Below are 21,017 nucleotides of genomic sequence, written 5' to 3'. Positions count from 1 at the left end.
TTCTTCAATTGGTAAAGTCATTATTTTCTTCTCGCAAAAAAGCGATAGAGCAAGCCAATTATTTATATTTCGAAGATTCTAAAACACCGGCTATTGAAGAAGATAAAGTAACGGTTACATCCCCTCCCCCTTCTGAGCGTCAACCAATAAAGATCACTAATCAGTTTGATGAACTGTCAGATAAGTTTTCTGATTACTTATTCGGCAAATCAACCGATAACCATCAGCGCGATGAGTTAAGTCAGTACGTTGAAAGAGAGATTATTAAATTACTCGATTATCCTAAAGAATTAGTAAAATCATTACCTGTATTACCGCTTTCATTAACTACCTTGATTAACGAACTCAAAAATGATGATTTCAATACCGACCTACTGATCAGTATTATTAATAAAGAGCCAATGGTAGCAGCTAAAGTCATTGAGCTGGCTAATTCGGCTAAATATAATAACCATAACCGGGAAATCACTGAGTTAAAATCTGCCTTTATGACTATAGGGGCAAATGGCTTAAGTGAAGGGATCATTGTTCATTACTTAAAACAAATGACGCCTACGTCTAATGTATATTTTAAGCAATACGGTGAAAAAATATGGCTGCACAGTTTAGAAACGGGTAATAATTGTCAAAATATAACTTCTTTAAGCGAGTGTTCAGCGGATCAAGCCACAGCATATTTAATCGGTTTAATTCTAAATTTAGGGGCTATGGTTGTCTTTCAGGTACTGATCGAAGCGTTTAGTTTTGTAAATCCAAATTGCACTCCAGACTCGAGTGCATTTAAAGTATTATTGAAACAATATTCCCCCAGAATTACCTACCAAATAGCGAATTTTTGGCGATTACCAGAAAAAGTGACTCAAACATTAAAATTACAACTTTATATTAGAGATGAAGTGTCATTGGCAAATATTTCAAAAAAATACCCTATAGCGGGCTACACTTTTGAAGCAAATGTACTAAGCCAACTCAATATACTTTATAACGCAGAGAAAATTTCCGAAGACGAATTATCTGAGATCTCACAAACCATTTTGTATTCAAAGCAAGCTAAAGCCATGTTAATTTCGTTACAAAACCAAGAATCACCTCAAGGGTAATGACTCCACTAAACCACTCGGTTTTTCTAATCTTTGTTTGATAATCTGACTTTGTTGATCGTCATGTTGAATAAATTGTGCTACCGCCTCAGTAAAAAAATTCTTCCCTATATTCTCTTCATCAGACAAAGGCTTATGTATTTCAATTAACTTTTGACCATCCGGTTCGTAAGACATTTTTATCGGCTGTTCAACAATGCGGACTTGCGTACCAACCTTGATATTGTGGTAAAGCCATTCAATATCTTCAGCATACATTCGAATACAACCAGAACTGGCTCGCAATCCAATCCCCATGCGTTTATTAGTACCATGAATTAAATATTCACTACTCGCGAGACGTAATGCATATTTACCAAAAGGATTATCAGGACCTGCTGGGATCACTTTCGCCATTTCTTTGCCATGTTCTTCTTTATATCGTTCTCGCATTTCTTGAGGTGGAGTCCAGGTAGGATTTTTACGCTTATCGCCGATATAACTTATCACTCTTGGAGTTGTTAATCCTTGACGACCGATGCCAACCGGAAATACATAGACTAAAGGTTCATTCGGCGGAAAATAATACAGTCGTAACTCAGCTAAATTAATAACAATACCTTTACGTTCAGCATAAGGTAGCAACATTTGCTTCGGTATTTCTAGCAAAGTGCCTTTGGTAGGCAAAAAAGGATCAACGTTTGGATTCGCCGCAATTAACGCTAAGAAACCAACATTATGGTATTCACTTAAGGCTTGAAAATAATCCCCTTGCTCAACTAGGTAGGTAACTTTTTCGCCAATTAATTTTGAATTGCCCGCAGGTAATTGATACACGCTTGCCACACTAGCAAAGGAGAAACTCCCAAAAATAATGACGAAATTTCGCAGTGACTTAATAAGCTTTGTCATAAAAATTAAGTTAACCAATAGGCTGGCAATGACAACGCTAAATTTTTACTATGGGTTAACGCGATCAGTAAATTTTCAACTTTACTTTCTTGCCAATCTAATATTTTTTTATTATTAGCTTCGTTCACTATTTCAGCTTTTTCTAATTGCTGTTTAATAATCCATAAGCTTTGTAGTTCACGTAAACCTAATTGAATATCTTGAAGCGGCATACGATATTCGCTGCGTTGTTTGGCATCAAAAAAACTACCGAACCAATTTCCGGTCAACAAACTACGATGCAAACGTTTACGTTGTGATAAATATTTCTCGGCGTCCATTGAGGTTAACGTAGCCATTTCAGTATTGAGTAACGCCAAACTTTCAGAAAGTTTTTGCTTGGCGAAGGGAATTAAAGGCTCTTGCGTAGTATTTGTAAAATACTGTTGTCGGTTTTGACAGGTGATCATCCGCAGTAACGATAAAAGTAAGCCATTAAAACGTTCACTATGCAGTAATTGGCTTACCATTACTTTATCGGGAAAGCGGCGTTTTTCTAATTTGAGTTGTTCTATCAATTGCTCACTATAGTCTAATTTTTTTCGATAATTACCTGTTTTTGTCATTAACTCTCGAAAATATATCGCACTATCAACCCATGCAAATAATTGAATAAAATAACTTAACTCTTGTCGTATCGCTAAACTCTGTTTAGATAGTTTCTCATCAAACAACCAAAATCCCTGTCTTAATAAAGCCAACACATCAACAAGCTCAGCTAACTTATGTAACCGTTTATCATTAAGATATTGCTCTATCGTAACTTGGGTTAGTTGCAAGCAATGACGAATACCATCAATAAAACAGGTTTCTATATTATCGGCATTACTGTGTAAATCTAATTCAAGTTCCACATCTTCAACTTGTTGTTTATTAAAATATAATCGATAACCTCTCGCCGCTTTACTTTGTGTTCCGGGACGTAAAGATAATGATTTAAATAAACACTCGGCAAGCGAAAATAAACCTTCTCTTTCACCAGAAACTAATTCTAATTCCAGCTCACAAATTTCAAGTGAGCGACCTTGAGAAGAAATTTCACCTTGATCAAATGCCAACTCAATCACACTATTTTCCATGGTGATAAGCCAGATTTCTCGAGTGAAGTCGGTATTAAACAAAGGAATTATTTGCGTCTGTAATTGTTGTGCAGTTTTACTATTGGGCCAAATCTCTGTTGGAAATAAAGTAAGATCAGGATAAGGGGCACTTATATCAACATTGTATTCTGGGCGTTGATGTAAGCCACCAACAACAATACCCGCAGTTTTAATTGTTTGTTCAATTTGGCTTCCACAAACGCGAATTCTCAGCCCCATATCTAAATGACGTAAAGCAAGTTCAGGTGTATCAAAATAGCAATTAGATAATTGTTTTACCTGATGCGTGTAAGTTAATGCGTTTTCTGTTAATAAATTAAAAATTTTTGCTGAAACATCATCACTGTTCGTTAAATATTTAAGCTCGACTTCTGTAGCCATACTTACCTTTATCGTATTTTACGATATAAACCTATTTGAAAAGATTAACCTTACAAAAGCTCTAACCATGAAGCAATATTTTTCGCTTGCTATCGTCGCGACAAACCCATAATATTTTCACCTAGAATCATATCCGTTTTTTGGTAACTAAATGAAATTAATAAAATGTTTGCTCGCTAGTTTTCTTTTTATCTTAAGCTTTAACTCTTTCGCGCAAGAAACTGCACAAACAACTGAAGAAAATCGCACTGTAGCATATATCTCTGATGATTTATTTATCTATATGCATGCAGGTCCGGGTAATAATTATCGTATTTTAGGCAGTATCAATGCAGGCGAAGAAGTTTCATTAACCGGTAAATCGGCAAACGATTATACAGAAATCATTGATAACAAAAATCGTGTTACTTGGGTTGAATCAAAATATGTAAGTACCACGCCGGGGCTAAGAGTAGCAATAGCTGAACTTAATGGAAAGCTTGCTAGCAGTGAAGAAAATAGCTTAAAAATATCTGCTGATTTTACCCAAGCTAACAATAATATTGCACAATTAACCGCAGATAATAGTCAATTAACTGATGAGATCACCGCTTTAAGAAAGCAGTTAACGCAAACACAATCACAACTTTCTAATCAAGATTTAGCCATAAAGAAAGAATATTTTTTCAATGGCGCGATCGTGTTAGCTATAGGTTTAATTTTAGGCTTAGTGTTACCAAGATTGTCTGCACGCAAAAAAGGCTCTATGGAAAGCTGGAAATAAAGAGTCTAACACCCTCTTTTATAAAGCATTTTAACTACCTTTACTTCAGCTCTAATGATTGAATACTATATTGTGAAATACCAAAAATTTTTAAAATACCATAAATTCCATTATGTCTTACTTTTTTTATGCCTTTCTGCACATGCAGAACCGTGGATTGATAGCTCAAATTTATTTTTAAGGGAAAATATTCAACACCTAGTAGATGCGGGTTATATAACGACACCTGTCACCACTTTTCCTTTAATGTGGTTTGATATTGCGCAAGACTTAAAAAAAATCCCTTACTTCAAACTTAATCAATCTGAAATAGACGCCTATAATTATATACAGCATCAATTACAGTTAGCCAAAAGAAATCAAACCCGTATTAAAGCAACTTTTGCTACTGAAGATAATCGTTTTGCAAGTTTTGGCGACACATATAGAGCTAAAAATAGTTTTACGATTCATAATAGTTTTATGAGTGATACATTCGCGTTGAATCTGTCTCCTAGCTATAATGTGTCGCCTACTAAAGACGATGAAAAACATTTTGATAGCAGTTATCTCGCTGGATTTTGGGGGAATTGGGTTATTTCTGTTGGCAAACAAGACAGATGGTGGGGACCCGGTTGGGATAGTAACTTAGGGTTAACTAACAATGCTAAACCAATTCCTGCGATCGCGATTTCAAGGAAATCAGCAGCCCCTTTTAGCGTTCCTTTTACTGAAATATCAATACCTTGGACAGTTACTTCTTTTATGGGGGTAATGGATGATAACCGAGTCATTAAAGACACTTTATTATGGGGCTTTAGACTCAATTTCATACCGATACCAAACTTAGAAATAGGAATAACACGATTAGCGCAATGGGGGGGAAAAGGTCGGCCCAAAGGCTCCTCAACTTTTTGGAATGTTTTCATTGGTAAGGACAATTGTGGTGCTGGTGGTCTTGAATGTTTGGCTGATGGTTCCCAAGAACCAGGTAACCAACAAGCAGGCTATGATTTTAGGTATTCATTCAGCTTACTCGATACCGCTTTTGGCTTATACGGACAGTCCATAGCGGAGGATGGCAATGATAACAGCTCATTCAGCTTTTTAACTGAAGTCCAGTCACAAATTGGCATGGATGTACGTATCAATCTTTTTGAAACTAGTTCTACTTTCTTTGTCGAATATGCTGATACTTACACAGACTGTGTTGACGAAGATACTATTGACGTTGGCAATTGTTTTTATGAGCATCATATTTATCAAACGGGGATGCGTTATGAACAACGTACGCTTGGAAACTTATACGATAATGACGCAAGTAGTTTAGTTTTTGGTCTGATTTCAAACATTAGTTCCAATACCCGTATGACAATTAAACTACGTAACCTGAGATTGAACAAAGACAATAGCGACAAAAATAGCGAAAGTCTTATTATTGGTAACCCGCTGACAAAATATGCTGAAAATACCACTATGCTTTCCACGAAAGTGCAACATAGTTATCGAAACTGGCGTTACACCGTTGGTTTAGATATCAGTCAATCAACGTTTAAAAACGCAATTGCAGATAAAAAGAAAGCTAACTTATTCTTATCTGTTGAATACAACCTTTAATGAGTTTTTCATTCGAAGCATGGTTATTGATGAGCGACTATACATTAATACTGTTATACCTTATTTTAGTACATAAATTCATTTTGAAAATTAATAAGCCCCTACTATGCATATAAATAACTCTTGTCCTGTCTATATAATCAATCTAGATTGTGCTCAAGATAGAATGGCGAATATGCATGAACAATTAATTAATTTGAATATTGATTATACTCGTATTTCTGCAGTCAAAGGGGTAGATTTATCCGAGGCAGAGATCAACCATGTTTATTCTTCGACCCTTAATAAGCAATATTTTAGAGCCGGTTTAAGTTTAGGCGAAATAGGCTGCTACATGAGCCACAGAAATGTCTGGCGTAAAATGGTCGCCGAAAACATAGCCTATGCGGTGATACTAGAAGACGATATGCTATTAACTCCCCAGTTTAGGGAAATTTTTCAATATAGCGACACCTTTAAACACTACGACTTGATCAAACTCGCTGACAACAGAGATCATCAACCAAAACATAAAAAACAGCTAGGGGATGATTTTGAATTAATTAATTTCACCAAAATTCCTAATTGTGCCACCGGTTATACTTTAAGTCTTGCAGGCGCGAAAAAACTATTAGCCAGAGAAAAGTTTTATCGACCTGTCGATATTGATATGCAATTTTGTCGTGAACTTAATTTGTCAGTATTCGGTTTACGTCCATACCCAATTACAGAAAATAAAAATATGGTCAGTAACATAGTCACCTTAAATGGTGGCTTTCACGGTAAAAAAAGTACCAGTTTTATTAGAAATATTAAATATCGTGTCCATTTGTGGTGGCATAGAAAAAACTATATTTCTGGTGTACTTTAGATAACCGCTAAACTTACCAAAACTTCCAATAATTCAGTTGCTTTCGCATTTTAAATTGTCGCAATAAATTTAGTGGTTTCTTTCTAGCAGGTATATTTTTACCCGCCAACATTTCATCTACGGCGTCTAAAACGCGCTGCGAAGACTTACCATCTTGGTATGGATGTGTATCATTAATAAAGCGTTGGATATTATCCATTAACTCTTTGGGTCGGCTTAAAGCTTGAGTAATGGTAGCTTCCAACAAATTAGGATCTCCAATATCTAACATATAATCTTTTGGCGCGATATTGTTAAAGGTAACCACAGGCTTATGTTGTAATAAAAACATAATGAGCACAGAGGATGTGTCACAAACCATGACATCAGCTTGTTGTAATAACGGAATAACATCGTCAGTTTCAACAAAGGTTAAATAGTCATTTTGAATCGCTTTATATTGCTCAACAATAGTTTTATTCATTTTAGGATGAAACTGAATCAACCAACGCCATTTACCGGTTTTGCTCAAACGTTTTACCGTTTCAAACAAATGGGGAGCACAAGTTAAGTGTTTAGAAAATGTAGAACACATTAATATGGTTGGTATGTTATTCTCGGTAACGAATGGTTTAGCTTGGAATAAAGGATCTAACGCGCACCAACCTGTCTCTTTCACACTAAATGTTTGATGACTTTCAGCTAACTTAGAAAACTGTACGGTGGATTCTGGGCCTTGTGTGCAATAAAGATCAAAGCAATTACGGACTTTGTAATGATCGTTATTTCCTCTTTTATCTAACTTTCCCGCATCAAAGCCATGAAAAACAGCCACATTAATGCCAGGGAAAAAGGTAGGTGCAATGTTTGCAGGATATAACACAGCATCAGGAGAGTATGCCATGACTTCTTCAACTGAATGTAGTACTTTTTCATCAGAGTGAAAATACGCTTGATTTACATTTGAGCCTTGTATAAACCATGCAACTTCAGCATTTCGTTTTAATATGGCGCTTTGCACTGGTCTTAAAATAGCGAAACTATAATTCTGTGAGATATTAAGCAGATACTTTCTTACGGTCATAAAACTACGAAAAATTACTAACGGATTACGCCATATTCTACCCGATTATATAAGATGATAAAGAGTTAGTTAACTTACTTCGTCTATTTGTTATGCAAAATACAAATATCGTTAGACTGTTTTGCTCTCAAGTTTTATTTGACAAAAACTGAGTAAATACGTTATTAATACACCACTAACTCATTTATCAGCTAAAAAAGCCGATTAATAACAAAAACGTTAAACAAAATATGTCTCATTTAATTTATACAATTCGTACAAACCTCCTCCTCGTATTATGCATGCGCGGATAGTTTTTTATTGACATAAATTAGATAAAACAATTAAAACCCGCGCCAATTTTCGCGGGTTTTTTTATGCCCGTAATTTATAATTTTTTTGGCATAAACTAGTTATTAATATTATTAAGGAAGCAATTATGGATAACCAAGTCGTTATTTTTGACACAACATTACGAGATGGTGAGCAGGCGTTAAACGCAAGTCTTTCAGTGCATGAAAAACTACAAATTGCACTTGCCATTGAACGCTTAGGTGTTGATGTAATGGAAGTTGGTTTTCCGGTTTCTTCTCCAGGTGATTTTGAATCCGTGCAAAAAATTGCGCAAACCGTAAAAAACTCTCGCGTTTGTGCATTAGCGCGAGCGGTTGAAGGTGATATTCAAGCCTGTGCAGATGCTTTGAAAGTTGCCGATCAATTTAGAATCCATACTTTTATTTCAACGTCGGATGTTCATGTTCAGCAAAAATTAAAAAAAGATTTTTCAGATGTTGAAGCAATGGCCATTCACGCGGTTAAATTTGCCCGTAAATTTACCGATGACGTTGAGTTTTCTTGTGAGGATGCCGGTCGAACCCCCATCGATAACTTATGTCGCATGGTAGAAAATGCCATCAAAGCAGGCGCAACAACCGTTAACATTCCTGACACCGTAGGTTATACCATCCCTAATGAATTTGGCGGTATTATCACTAATTTATTCAATCGAGTTCCGAATATTGATCAAGCGATAATTTCAGTGCATTGTCATAATGATTTAGGTTTAGCCGTAGCAAACTCAATGTCGGCGGTACAAGCTGGTGCTCGTCAAATAGAGTGTACAATCAATGGTATTGGTGAACGAGCCGGTAATTGCTCTTTAGAAGAAGTGGCGATGATCATCAAAACTCGTCAAGAGCTTTTAGGCGTGCAAACCAATATCAATCACCAAGAAATCGCTCGTACTTCTAAGTTAGTAAGTGATTTATGTAATATGCCAGTGCAATTAAATAAAGCCATTGTTGGAGGTAACGCCTTTAGTCATTCTTCTGGGATTCACCAAGATGGCATGTTAAAAGCAAGCAACACATACGAAATTATGACACCTGAAAGTGTCGGTATTGCTAAAACAAAATTAAATTTAACCTCTCGCAGTGGTCGACACGTCATCAAGCACCGTATGGAAAGCTTAGGCTATCAAGAAAATGAGTTTAACTTAGAAGAGTTATATGCCGACTTTTTAGAATTGGCTGACAAAAAAGGCCAAGTTTTTGATGATGACTTAGAAGCATTACACTTTAATATTCAGCAACAAGACGCTAAAGACTATTACCATTTAGACACCTTAAATGTGCAATGTGGTGGTGGTGATTTTGCAACAGCAAGTATTAAATTACTGTCTGGCGAAAACAGTCAAATAGTCTCAGAAACGGGTAATGGTCCTGTAGATTGTCTATATCGAGCAATCAAGAAAGCCGTTGATATAGATTTTGAAGTAGCCGATTACAAAATATCTAACAAAGGTGAAGGTGAAGACGGTTTAGGTAAAGCAGATTTAGTCGTTACCTGGCAAGGAAGAAACTTCCATGGCTATGGTTTAGCTACTGATGTGATTGAAGCATCAGGCCAAGCACTTATTCATACGCTAAATAGTATTCACCGGGCGCAAAAAATTGCCGCGATAAAACAAGATAGTAAAAAATAACGAAGCAGCGATAAAAACTATCGCTAAGCAATTAGTATCACGTCATACCAATTAACTATTGTTGATTTTATGATAACGAACAAAATATAACGTTTACGAAATAGGTTTAAAAATGTCAAACATAGCAGTGTTAGCCGGTGACGGTATCGGCCCAGAAGTAATGGTTGAAGCAAAAAAAGTTTTAGCCGCAGTTGCAGATAAATTTCAATTCACCCTAAAGACCCAAGATTATGACGTAGGTGGCGCCGCTATTGATATTCATGGCAATGCATTACCTGATGTAACCATGAAAGGTTGTCAGGCAGCAGATGCTATTTTATTTGGCTCTGTTGGCGGTCCAAAGTGGGCAAATTTACCTCCAACTGAGCAACCAGAACGTTGTGCGCTTTTAGGTTTACGTGGTCATTTTGATTTATTCTGTAATATGCGTCCTGCTACGTTACAACCGGCTCTATCTTCTTTATCAACATTGAGAAGCGATATTTCCGCGCAAGGTTTTGATGTTTTAGTGATCAGAGAATTAACCGGCGATATTTATTTTGGTGAACCAAAAGGTCGTAAAGGTGAAGGAGACGAAGAAACCGGTTTTGATTCTATGTTTTATTCACGCCGTGAAATTAAACGCATTGCTCATTTAGCTTTCCAAGCGGCACAAAAACGCAATAATAAAGTCACTTCAGTAGATAAAGCTAACGTGTTAGCAACGAGTCAACTATGGCGTCAAGTGGTAGAAGAAGTAGCTGTTGAATATCCTAATGTTACTTTTGAACATTTGTATGTTGATAACGCTGCCATGCAATTAGTGCGTGATCCTAATCAATTTGACGTGATGTTATGCCCTAACTTATTTGGCGACATTTTATCTGATATTTGTGCAATGATCACAGGTTCAATGGGGTTATTACCTTCAGCCAGTTTAAACAGTGATGGATTTGGCATGTACGAACCCGCCGGTGGAAGTGCACCTGACATTGCCGGGCAAGGCATTGCTAATCCAATCGCTCAAATTTTATCGGCAGCATTAATGCTTCGTTATAGCTTAAACCAAGACAACGCTGCAAAAGCCATTGAAGAAGCGGTAGGAAGTGCGTTAGACAACGGTATATTAACCGCAGACTTATTACCTGCAGAACAAAGAAGTAATGCGAAAACGACTAGCGAAGTGGGTGATTATATCTGCGCTCAAATCAATACAGCAAACATAGAGGGAGCATAAAAATGGCTACAACTTTATATGAAAAATTATGGCAACAACACTTAGTTGAAGAAAAAGCAGGAGAGACGCCATTACTTTATGTTGATCGCCATTTGATCCATGAAGTTACATCGCCGCAAGCTTTTGCTAACTTAAAGTTTCATAACCGCCCTATTCGTCATCCTGAACGTACCATTGCGACCATGGATCATAATATTTCAACCCGTTCGATTGAAATTGATGCTGCAGGCGAAGGTGCTGCAAATCAATTACGAACATTAGAGAAAAACTGTAAAGAATTTGGTATTGAATTATTTGGCATGGGCCATAAAAATCAAGGTATCGTGCATGTTATGGGCCCAGAGCTTGGCTTAACCTTACCTGGTACAATTATCGTCTGTGGTGATTCTCACACAGCAACGCATGGTGCATTTGGCGCCTTAGCATTTGGCATCGGTACTTCTGAAGTTGAGCATGTTTTTGCGACGCAAACTTTACGCCAAACGAAAGCTAAAACCATGAAAATTGAAGTGAATGGTCAAGTTGGCGAAGGGATCAGTGCAAAAGATATCATCCTAGCTATCATAGGTAAAACAGGTAGTGCAGGCGCAACAGGTTATGTGGTCGAATATTGTGGTAGTGCAATTGAAGCATTAACCATGGAAGAACGTATGACTGTGTGTAACATGAGTATTGAGTTTGGTGCAAAAGCGGGCTTAATTGCTCCTGATCAAACCACGTTTGATTATTTAGAAGGGAAAGAATACGCACCAAAAGGCGAAATATGGCAACAAGCGATTGAAGATTGGAAAGCCTTAAAAACCGACGATGGCGCTCAATTTGATACGGTATTAACATTAAAAGCCGAAGATATTAAAGCACAAATCACTTGGGGAACAACGCCAGGGCAAGTGACTTCTGTAGACGGTGTTGTACCTTCTCCTGATGACTTTACTGATCCGGTAGAAAAAGACTCTTGTGCCGCAGCACTAGTCTATATGGGCTTAGAAGCAGGAACTAAAATCACCGACATTGAGATTAATAATGTCTTTATCGGTTCTTGTACTAATTCACGTATTGAGGACTTACGTGCCGCAGCAAACACAGTAAAGCGCTTTACCGCTAACGGTGAGAAAGTATCAAGCAAAGTAAATGCGATTGTTGTACCTGGCTCTTATCGCGTTAAAGAACAAGCTGAAGCTGAAGGCTTATCAAAAATATTTATTGATGCCGGATTTGAGTGGCGCTTACCAGGTTGTTCAATGTGTTTAGGGATGAATGACGATGTCTTGTCAGAAGGTGATCGTTGTGCATCAACCAGTAATCGAAATTTTGAAGGTCGCCAAGGTCGAGGGAGTCGTACTCATTTAGTAAGTCCTGAGCTTGCTGCTGCATCGGCTATCGCTGGTCATTTTGTTGATTTAAATGCTTAAGGAGCAATAATAATGGAAAAATTCACAACACATTCAGGTTTAGTCGTTCCTTTAGATGCATCAAATGTTGATACCGATCAGATCATCCCAAAACAGTTTTTACAAAAAACGGAACGCATTGGTTTTGGTAAACATTTATTTCATGATTGGCGATATTTAGATGCTTCGGGGCATCAAGACAACCCTGAGTTCATTTTGAATGCACCAAAATATCAAGGGGCAAGTATTTTATTAACTCGCGAAAATTTTGGTTGTGGTTCAAGTAGAGAACATGCGCCATGGGCATTAGAAGAATACGGATTTAAAGTCATTATTGCGCCAAGCTTTGCTGATATTTTCTATGGAAATTGTATCAATATTGGATTATTACCGATTAAGTTATCTGATGATGAAATCAATGAACTATTTGCAGAATGCGAAAACGGTGAAGTTAATTTAACGGTTGATTTAGAAAAAAATCAAATCACGGGTTCAAGTAAAACCTATCAGTTCTCATTAGATAAGTTCCACCAATATTGTTTAGAAGAAGGCATTGATAGCGTTGGTTGGACCCTGAAAAAAATTGATACCATCAAAGCGTTTGAGGCAAAAATGCCAGTATGGCAATAAAGATTATCTGCTGAAAATATCAACGAAGATATTATCTCGCGTGATATTTATTTTAGTGCCTTGATAGCAATATCAAGGCATTTTTATTGCACTTTATTTTTTAATTTCAGTCAAATAATCAGATTAAATGAACAATCTTTAATGAATAACCTATAGTGAAACTAATTACCAACTCGATAGCGCTGGCATAGTAAACTGCTCTTGTTGATAGCTTAAAAGAACCTGTTGAGGAAAAATTTTAGTCAGTACTACACCTTGTGCAATTTCTTCTCCTTCGCGTCTATCCTGACCATTTACCCGCACCCAACCTTGCCCTTCTGTGGCAAATATGTGCATTTCAAATTGTAACGTAGGTAATGAGTCTTGTAATCGCACCGGTAATTGATGAACGGCACGATATTGCTGAACATCATCAGTTATTTCGTCATTACTTATTGAATTGGATATAGCAGACTGATTTTGTTGGTTTACTGGTTTTTCTGTTGGTTTCGTATCATTAATTGCCGCTTTAAACCGTGAAAGAATATCTTCAGAAACTCCCGGTTCGGCAACAATATCAAACTGCTCATCGTTAATCGCATGATTCTTTTGCGTTAGGTTCACTTTTTCGGGTTGATAGCCTAAAACCCTTGGTTTATCTGGTTGCTCAGAACTTACCGTGACGGTAGCTGAATCGGTGGTCAATTGTTTGTTATTAGCAAGTGTCACTTCGTTAGATGACGGGTTTAACCTAGGGTTATCTGAACGTTCAGCTGTCACTTCGACATTTGATGGTTCTTTATTTAATGGGCGGTGATCAGTTTGTTGATCGTGGGTGCTCAAGTTAGCATTGACTTGTGCTTTACTGACTTGATTAGCGTTAGCACTGTGTTGAACATCAGCGGCGGCCGTAATTTCAAAATGATTAGCGGTTAATTTATCAGTACCAAACCAATACCCAAGATACCCTACAGTAGCGACTAACAAGACCAATGAGGCAATTTTTATTGGTAACTGCCAAACAGGCGCTTTAATTTGATAATCGCCTAGCGCTTCAACAGCGGCTTGTTCAATTATCGAACGTCCGATAACCGTGTCGTTTTTACCGTAGGCTATCACTAACGCGCGTTCACATAACAAGTTAATAACTCGTGGAATACCCTGAGAAATTTTATGCAAAGCCGATATTGCAGCTTTGTTAAATAAAGCTCTCGTGCAATGAGCAACAGACAATCGATGTTGAATATATTGGCTTAATTCCAGTTTTGTCAGTGGCAATAGATGATAGCGGGCGGTGATACGTTGCGCTAATTGTCGTAAATCTCGGCGTTGTAAAAGTTGTTGTAGTTCAGGTTGACCAATTAATATGACTTGTAATAGTTTTTTCGTATTCGTTTCCAAATTAGTTAGCAAACGTAATTGTTCCAGCACTTCTGGTTTGAGATGTTGAGCTTCATCAATAATCAATAAAGTATTAATACCTTCTTGGTGATTTTTTTGTAGCTTAGTTTGAATTTTGTCGGTTAAATATTTAAGGGTAGCTCCGGTTTTTTTATATCGAATTTTCAAGTTATCACAAATACATGCCAGCAACTCTTCACATGATAACGTCGGATTAAGGATAAATGACGCTTGGGTATTTTCAGGCAATTGCTCCATCACGGTTCGACTAATGGTAGTTTTTCCTGTCCCCACCTCGCCAGTAAGTAAAACAAAGCCTCCATTGTCGCCTAAACCATAACTTAAGTGGGCAAGAGCCTCACGATGACGATCACTCATAAAAAGGTAAGCAGGATCTGGGGCTATCGAAAATGGCGCTTCACTTAAACCAAAATAAGCTGTGTACATAATTCTTCAATAAATATAAAAACAACCCCAAGAAAGTACCCTGTCGTCAATCAGAAGTCAAAAAATCACGAACGACTATGATAAACTTATTTTTTATGTAATTCGTTGTACAAATTTACTGACTTGTATAGCTGTGAACCTTTGTACCTTCAATCATTGAATAGAAAAATAATGTCTAAATTCAGAAATTTAAATCCACTTAATGTATTTCTAGTTGGTGGTGCAGTGCGAGATCAATTACTCAACCGTGAGGTTTATGATCATGACTGGGTGGTGGTGGGTAGTACAGTTGACGAAATGCTTGCGCTGGGGTTCACGCAAGTTGGTAAAGACTTTCCGGTATTTTTACACCCTGAAACCAAAGAAGAATACGCCTTAGCAAGAACTGAGCGAAAAGACGGAACTGGCTACACCGGCTTTATTTGTCACGCTGATGAGAATGTGTCGCTAGAAGAGGACTTACTTCGACGAGATCTAACCATTAACGCCATGGCATTAAGTAGTACTGGCGAAATAATAGATCCTTACGGTGGAAAAAAAGATATAGAAAATAGAGTATTACGTCATGTTTCGAGTGCATTTTCCGAAGATCCGTTAAGGGTATTAAGAGTCGCCCGTTTCGCTAGTCGGTTTCACCAATATAATTTTAACATTGCCCCTGAAACTATGACGATTATGCAAGAGATTAGTGAAAGTGATGAGTTATTAACTTTATCAGGAGAACGAATCTGGCAAGAAATGTCTCGCAGTTTAGCTCAATCACACCCTGAAATATTTTTTACTACCTTACGCGAATGTGGTGCCCTAAAAAAACTTTGGCCTGAATTAAATGCCTTATGGGGGATCCCAAACCCTGAGCAACATCATCCTGAAATATGCTCAGGTATCCATACGATGATGGTGTTACAACAAAGTGTTAAATTATCAAACAAACTATCAGTTCGCTTTGCAGCCTTGTGTCACGATTTAGGTAAAACATTAACGAATCAAAACTCATACCCTAAACATATTGGTCATGAACAACTTGGTTTACCTTTAATAGAAAAAGTTTGTCAAAAATTCAAAGTACCTAATAAAGCAAAATCATTAGCCCTTAAAGTGTGCCAATTTCACTTACATTGCCATCGTGCTTTTGAATTAAAACCACAAACTATTTTAAGCTTGTTTAACAAGCTCGATGTTTGGCGAAAACCCGATGAATTTGAAGATTTCTTACTGGCTTGCCAAGCTGATGCAACCGGTCGATTAGGGTTTGAAAATACGCCCTATCCACAAGTGAAATATTTACAAAACCTATATCAACAAACTAGTCAGGTTAAACCCACTGAATTTGTGGAACAAGGCTTAAAAGGCATCAAAATTAAAGAAGCCATCAATGAGCGGAAACTTAACATCATGACAGAATTAAAAAAATCTTTCGCCAAAGAGTAGATTTAGTTTGTTAAGGCTAGTCAACGTTAGAAAATAAAAAACCACGCAAATGCGTGGTTTTTATTAAGTTCAAGAACGATTAGAACGTGTAGCTAGCTTTTACGTAGTAATAACCACCGTTGTAATCAAATGGACCACTTTCGTAGTAAATAGCACCACTCCAGTTATTCGCCGCTTGTAACTTCTGTGCTTCTTGGTCAAAGATATTCATTGCACCTGCAGAGAAAGTTAATGAATCACTGTAGAAATAGCTTACTTCTGCATCAAATGTGATAGCTGAATCTGCTACTTCAGACTCTTCTGGCGTTGTACCGTCAGCGTGTGTTGCATAATACTCACCGAAGTAATTTGCACGAACAAACATGCTCACATCTTCCCATGACTGAGCCATAGTTAATGTACCACGATGTGCAGGAATACCATCTTCTAATCGGTCAATTTTACCTTGGTTTGTTGTTGCTGGATTAAACGAATCAACTTTAGTATCTGTCCAGTTGTACGCTAAGCTCCACTGCGTATCACCATCAAATAACTCCATTGAATAGTTTGCTACCACGTCAACACCTTGAGTTGTCGTATCAAAGTCGTTGGCAAAATAAGTCACCGCTGAAATTAATTCAGGATTCGTAACACCTGCAGCTTCAAGAGCAGTGTAATCAGCAGGCTCAACAGTAATTTGACTTGATTGCGCAATACGATCTGTTACTTCAATGTTGTAGTAATCAGCCGTCATGAAGAAATCACCGCTGTTATACACGAAACCAGCCGCATAACTTACTGACTCTTCTGGCTCTAACTCTTTACCACCATAAAATGCAGCAAGAGGGTTAGTTGGTGGCGCAGTAAAGCTTTGAATTAATTCACCTTCAACCATTGAAGTTGCTGTGTTTACTACGTTTGCTTGACCAACCGTTGGTGCACGGAAACCAGTACTGTGAGAAGCACGTAAAGACACTTCATCTGAAACCGATAATTGTGCCGTTAATTTATAATTAAGCGTATCACCAAACGACGTAAAGTCTTCATAACGTAATGCACCACCTAATAATAAATCATCATTAACTTGTGCTTCAAGATCCGCATAAAGGGCGATACTACGACGAGTATTGATACCTTGAGCTTCTGGACCAAAACCTTTAAAGCCATGAGAACCAATGTTAAATCCTTGTGCAGCATAAGGACCTGCTTTCCAAGAAGACTCTTCACCAGCCGTAATTTCAAAGCTCTCTTCACGCCATTCAGTACCAAGCGCTACATTAAGTGGTTGATCAAAACCAGCTTCAATTTCTTTAACAATATCAAAGTTAAAGCTTTTCTCTAGTTGAGTATATCCACCTGTTTCAAAGTCAACCGGCGTGTCTAAACCTAAAGAAGGGTTTAAGGTATTTTTTAGGATAAATGTTGACGCACTACGACCTACAGAGCCACTTAAGTCATAATACCAACCTTCTAACACACCTGACTTCGCTTCACCTTTAGTACCAATAGCGAGTGATGTATCAGTAATGTTACCACCAAATCTTGGTGTGTAACCGCCAGGCATAATTTGGTTCATCGCGAAACAGTTTGGATCAGCAACCATGGCTTGATATTCAGCAGTATCTAGTACATTCGGTACATTTGCCGGTACAACTGCACAAGTACGTTCAGCCCCCATTGATTGCGCAACATCACCAATTAATAACGTTTCACCACCATCAATAGAGAAAACGTTACTACGGTTATGTGGGTTACGATAGTAGAAACCACCTTCCGCATCACGCTCAGAGTAGTTACCAAACATGTAGAATTCTTTATCATCGCCTAAATCAAGACCAACATTACCGAATAAGGTAATATCATCTTTAATTTCTGGGCTACCCCAAATCATTGCCGGATCTGGAACATGATTGTTACCAGCCGCTTGTAAAGCAGCAGCATCAGGACGTTGAACACTTCGGCTTGTCGCATCAGCATTTTTCAACTGAAAACTTAAATTGACAAAACCGTCGTCAGTAAAAGGTAAACCAATATTACCGTCTACAATTGTGCTGGTTCCATCACCTTCATAGTATTCACCGTGTTTAACAGATAGTGAACCACCATCAGCGTCATCTTTTAAAACAAAGTTCATAACACCAGCAATAGCATCAGAGCCGTACTGAGCGGCAGCACCATCTCTTAAAACTTCCACTTGCTTTAACGCTGCGCTTGGGATCACTGAAATATCAGGACCTTGTGCACCATCGTTAACACCACCACCTTGGAAAGCGATAACCGATGCACGATGACGTCGCTTACCATTTAGTAAGATAAGCGTACTATCAGATGACAAACCACGTAAGTTCACCGGACGAATTAGTGTAGCAGCGTCACTAATGGGTTGTTGGCGAACGTTAAATGAAGGGACAGCGCCTTGCAGCATATCCAACATATCACTTGACGCACTTTTACCTAACTCATCCCCACCAACGATATCAACAGGAACTGGAGATTCAGCAACTGAACGTGGAGCAGCACGAGAGCCTACAACCGCAATACGTTCAACTTCTTCTTCAGCACCTGTGTTTTCTTCTGCATATGAGGGAGCAGTACCTAACGCTAAGCCGACAGCTATTGCTAACGTGCCAGCACGAAATTTATTAGACATTTTATTTCCTTCCTAGTTTTAAGGTATATAAATAATTATTATTATTGCTTAGATACATCCTTTGATATAACTCTAAGCTCAATATGTTATAAAACAGCAAGTAACGCTTTACAAGTGCTCGAGAGCCCGTTTCAAGTCAAAGTAATGAAAGTTTACCAATCTCATTTCATCGATGTTAAGTCACATCTCTAAATGAGTTATTTATATATATTTCAAGCAAGTCAGACAGACTATATTCTCTAGCTTTATTATTGATCTTTCAAAATGCGAATAGCTTCGTATAAAAAATCTTGCAAACATAACAATAACGACTAAGAAATAACTTTGATATTCAAAAATAAAATAGATTTTTTTTTGAACTTTTCAAGAGCGACAAGAATAACGGTGATAATTTCACCTGAAATTAACTAAATTTTAACAGGGAATAATGTATACAAGCCAATTCATCGCACTAATCATGCAGTTTGTCGTAAAAAACACTCAAAAAGACTAAATGAAAAACCAAAAACAATGAATAAATATTCAAAAAATAATAAATAAAGAATGGAAAACTGATGGATATCTTTAAGCGAATAACTTTTAATGTTTTTTTATAACTTACCACTTAATATAAAAAAAGCTTGCCTTTAGTATAAGGCAAGCTTTGTTTAAACGCAGCACGAAATTAACTACCTGACGCGCTTTCAAAAATAAAACGTGTTGTTAGTCAGCAGGTAAAATTTTCGCTTCAACCAAACCAAAACCAATACGTGCAGCCCCTGGTTTTTCACACCATCCTGTCATGATGACATTATCGCCATCTTCCAAGAAAGTTCGTTTTTCTCCGTTTGGCAAACTAATCGGCTCAGCGCCAGCATTCGATAGTTCTAACATTGAGCCAGCTTCTTCAGGGTTAGGGCCTGATTGTGTCCCACTACCAAACATGTCACCAGAGCGTAAATTACAACCATTGACTGTATGATGAGCAACCATTTGGGCAACTGTCCAATATGAATCTTTAAAATTAGACTGGGATAATGGCGTTGGTGCTAAATTATTTAAGCGCATCGCGTCGGTTTCTAATAGCACTTGTAAGTTAATATCAAAAGAACCACTCGCTCTATTTTGACTAGACTCTAAGTATGGCATTGGCTGAGGATCTGCTTCATCACGGGTCCAGTGTGCTTTATAAGGAGCAAGCGCTTCAGTGGTCACTATCCATGGTGATATTGTAGATGCAAAGCTTTTTGATAAGAACGGTCCTAATGGTTGGTATTCCCAACCTTGTATATCTCGTGCAGACCAGTCATTAAACAGACAAATACCAAAAACATGATCTTCCGCATTTTCAATGGTAATCGGCTCACCTAATTCATTACCATTACCAATAAAAATACCAATTTCAAGTTCATAATCTAAACGCTTACAAGGACCAAATGACGGCTCAGTCGCAGTAGGTGCTTTGGTTTGTCCCTTCGGGCGTTTAAAGTCTTTACCAGAAACCTCAATAGAAGATGAGCGACCATGATAACCAATTGGTACCCATTTATAATTCGGTAGTAATGGGTTATCAGGGCGGAATTTTTTCCCTACAGAGGTAGCATGATGAATAGAAGTATAAAAATCCGTGTAATCGCCAATATTACAAGGTAAGGCAAATTCAGCATCCGCTTGTGGCACTAAACAAGATTCAAGCTTTTGCTGTGCCGATGAGCCAGAACTTAACGCTTGAGACAAAGCTAAACGTAACGCAGACCAAACAGCTTTCCCCATCCCCATAAACGCATTCAGTTCACGTTGTGAGCAGGCTTCAAGTGCCGTTAATGCAACTCCTGAAAAAACACCTGAATTTTTTGCCGCAGATAAATCTACTATTTGATCTCCAATAGCAACCCCACCACGAAAATCTTCATCTGATCCTATTCTTTTAAACACCGCAAAAGGTAAATTTTGAATAGGAAAGTCACAACCCGTTTGGTTGGCAGTTTCAACCCAACTAGTTAAATCAGGGTTATGGGTTTCATTAAGCAAATGATTATTCGACATTGGCAATAATACTCCGAAAAAGCGTAGAGAATGTTTTATGTTGTTAGATTATAGAGCAAAAAACATTGAGAAAATATTTGACGTCATTATAACAGCGAGCCATTGAAAGGCTACGAAATGAC

Annotated in this window: 15 protein-coding genes; 9 read left to right on the top strand and 6 right to left on the bottom strand. The window is 37.7% G+C overall.

The annotated features are described in order from the left end of the window. The first annotated feature begins 8 nt into the window (after positions 1-8). A complete protein-coding gene (locus tag RM573_RS08365) occupies positions 9-1,100 on the top strand; it encodes an HDOD domain-containing protein (protein WP_311580071.1) in 1,092 nt (363 codons plus the stop codon). Here RM573_RS08365 and RM573_RS08360 read toward each other — a convergent pair. Both RM573_RS08360 and RM573_RS08355 read right to left on the bottom strand, forming a co-directional pair. Further along, positions 1,086-1,991: a L,D-transpeptidase family protein gene (locus tag RM573_RS08360; protein ID WP_311580066.1), complete on the bottom strand. Its 906-nt coding sequence runs from the start codon at positions 1,989-1,991 to the stop codon at positions 1,086-1,088. The two genes, RM573_RS08365 and RM573_RS08360, sit on opposite strands and share 15 nt — an antisense overlap. A 5-nt stretch (positions 1,992-1,996) precedes the next feature. After that, positions 1,997-3,511: a CYTH and CHAD domain-containing protein gene (locus RM573_RS08355; RefSeq protein ID WP_311580064.1), complete on the bottom strand. Its 1,515-nt coding sequence runs from the start codon at positions 3,509-3,511 to the stop codon at positions 1,997-1,999. Between the two features lie 151 nt (positions 3,512-3,662). Between RM573_RS08355 and RM573_RS08350 the strand changes: the two genes are divergently transcribed. From RM573_RS08350 to RM573_RS08340, 3 genes are all read left to right on the top strand, one after another. Beyond that, complete coding sequence (locus RM573_RS08350) at positions 3,663-4,274, top strand: TIGR04211 family SH3 domain-containing protein (RefSeq protein WP_311580061.1); 612 nt, start codon at positions 3,663-3,665, stop codon at positions 4,272-4,274. 72 nt (positions 4,275-4,346) lie between these two features. Then, positions 4,347-5,870: a capsule assembly Wzi family protein gene (locus tag RM573_RS08345; RefSeq protein WP_311580058.1), complete on the top strand. Its 1,524-nt coding sequence runs from the start codon at positions 4,347-4,349 to the stop codon at positions 5,868-5,870. 106 nt (positions 5,871-5,976) lie between these two features. Next, positions 5,977-6,720 carry a glycosyltransferase family 25 protein gene (locus RM573_RS08340; protein ID WP_311580055.1) on the top strand — a complete coding sequence of 248 codons (744 nt, stop codon included), beginning with the start codon at positions 5,977-5,979 and terminating at the stop codon, positions 6,718-6,720. A gap of 13 nt (positions 6,721-6,733) precedes the next feature. Here RM573_RS08340 and RM573_RS08335 read toward each other — a convergent pair whose 3' ends face one another. Beyond that, entirely contained in the window at positions 6,734-7,783 is a 1,050-nt protein-coding gene (locus RM573_RS08335) for a CDP-glycerol glycerophosphotransferase family protein (RefSeq protein WP_311580050.1), read from the bottom strand. Between the two features lie 418 nt (positions 7,784-8,201). On the opposite strand from RM573_RS08335, the gene leuA reads away from it, so the two are divergent. From leuA to leuD, 4 genes are all read left to right on the top strand, one after another. Next, positions 8,202-9,746, top strand: a complete 1,545-nt coding sequence (leuA, locus tag RM573_RS08330) for a 2-isopropylmalate synthase (RefSeq protein WP_311580047.1) — start codon at positions 8,202-8,204, stop codon at positions 9,744-9,746. A 112-nt stretch (positions 9,747-9,858) separates the two neighbouring features. Continuing rightward, a complete protein-coding gene (gene leuB / locus RM573_RS08325) occupies positions 9,859-10,962 on the top strand; it encodes a 3-isopropylmalate dehydrogenase (RefSeq protein WP_311580044.1) in 1,104 nt (367 codons plus the stop codon). 2 nt (positions 10,963-10,964) lie between these two features. After that, a complete protein-coding gene (gene leuC, locus RM573_RS08320) occupies positions 10,965-12,374 on the top strand; it encodes a 3-isopropylmalate dehydratase large subunit (protein ID WP_311580041.1) in 1,410 nt (469 codons plus the stop codon). A gap of 12 nt (positions 12,375-12,386) precedes the next feature. Next, positions 12,387-12,983 carry a 3-isopropylmalate dehydratase small subunit gene (leuD, locus tag RM573_RS08315; RefSeq protein WP_311580038.1) on the top strand — a complete coding sequence of 199 codons (597 nt, stop codon included), beginning with the start codon at positions 12,387-12,389 and terminating at the stop codon, positions 12,981-12,983. Between the two features lie 165 nt (positions 12,984-13,148). Here leuD and RM573_RS08310 read toward each other — a convergent pair whose 3' ends face one another. After that, the gene (locus RM573_RS08310; protein ID WP_311580034.1) at positions 13,149-14,810 is read right to left on the bottom strand and encodes an AAA family ATPase; all 1,662 of its coding nucleotides are present in this window, start codon (positions 14,808-14,810) and stop codon (positions 13,149-13,151) included. Between the two features lie 171 nt (positions 14,811-14,981). Between RM573_RS08310 and RM573_RS08305 the strand changes: the two genes are divergently transcribed. Beyond that, complete coding sequence (locus tag RM573_RS08305; RefSeq protein WP_311580031.1) at positions 14,982-16,241, top strand: multifunctional CCA addition/repair protein; 1,260 nt, start codon at positions 14,982-14,984, stop codon at positions 16,239-16,241. 79 nt (positions 16,242-16,320) lie between these two features. On the opposite strand, the gene RM573_RS08300 is transcribed toward RM573_RS08305, so the two are convergent. Continuing rightward, positions 16,321-18,870, bottom strand: coding sequence for a TonB-dependent receptor plug domain-containing protein (locus RM573_RS08300; protein WP_311580028.1), 2,550 nt, complete (start codon positions 18,868-18,870; stop codon positions 16,321-16,323). A 702-nt stretch (positions 18,871-19,572) separates the two neighbouring features. Further along, a complete protein-coding gene (gene fahA / locus RM573_RS08295; protein ID WP_311580026.1) occupies positions 19,573-20,895 on the bottom strand; it encodes a fumarylacetoacetase in 1,323 nt (440 codons plus the stop codon). Between the last annotated feature and the right edge of the window lie 122 nt (positions 20,896-21,017).

This window comes from Thalassotalea castellviae, from assembly GCF_031846185.1.
Taxonomy (GTDB): domain Bacteria; phylum Pseudomonadota; class Gammaproteobacteria; order Enterobacterales; family Alteromonadaceae; genus Thalassotalea_H; species Thalassotalea_H castellviae.
The sequence above is the reverse complement of the archived record's forward strand: the minus strand, read 5'-3'. Positions and strand labels throughout refer to the sequence as shown.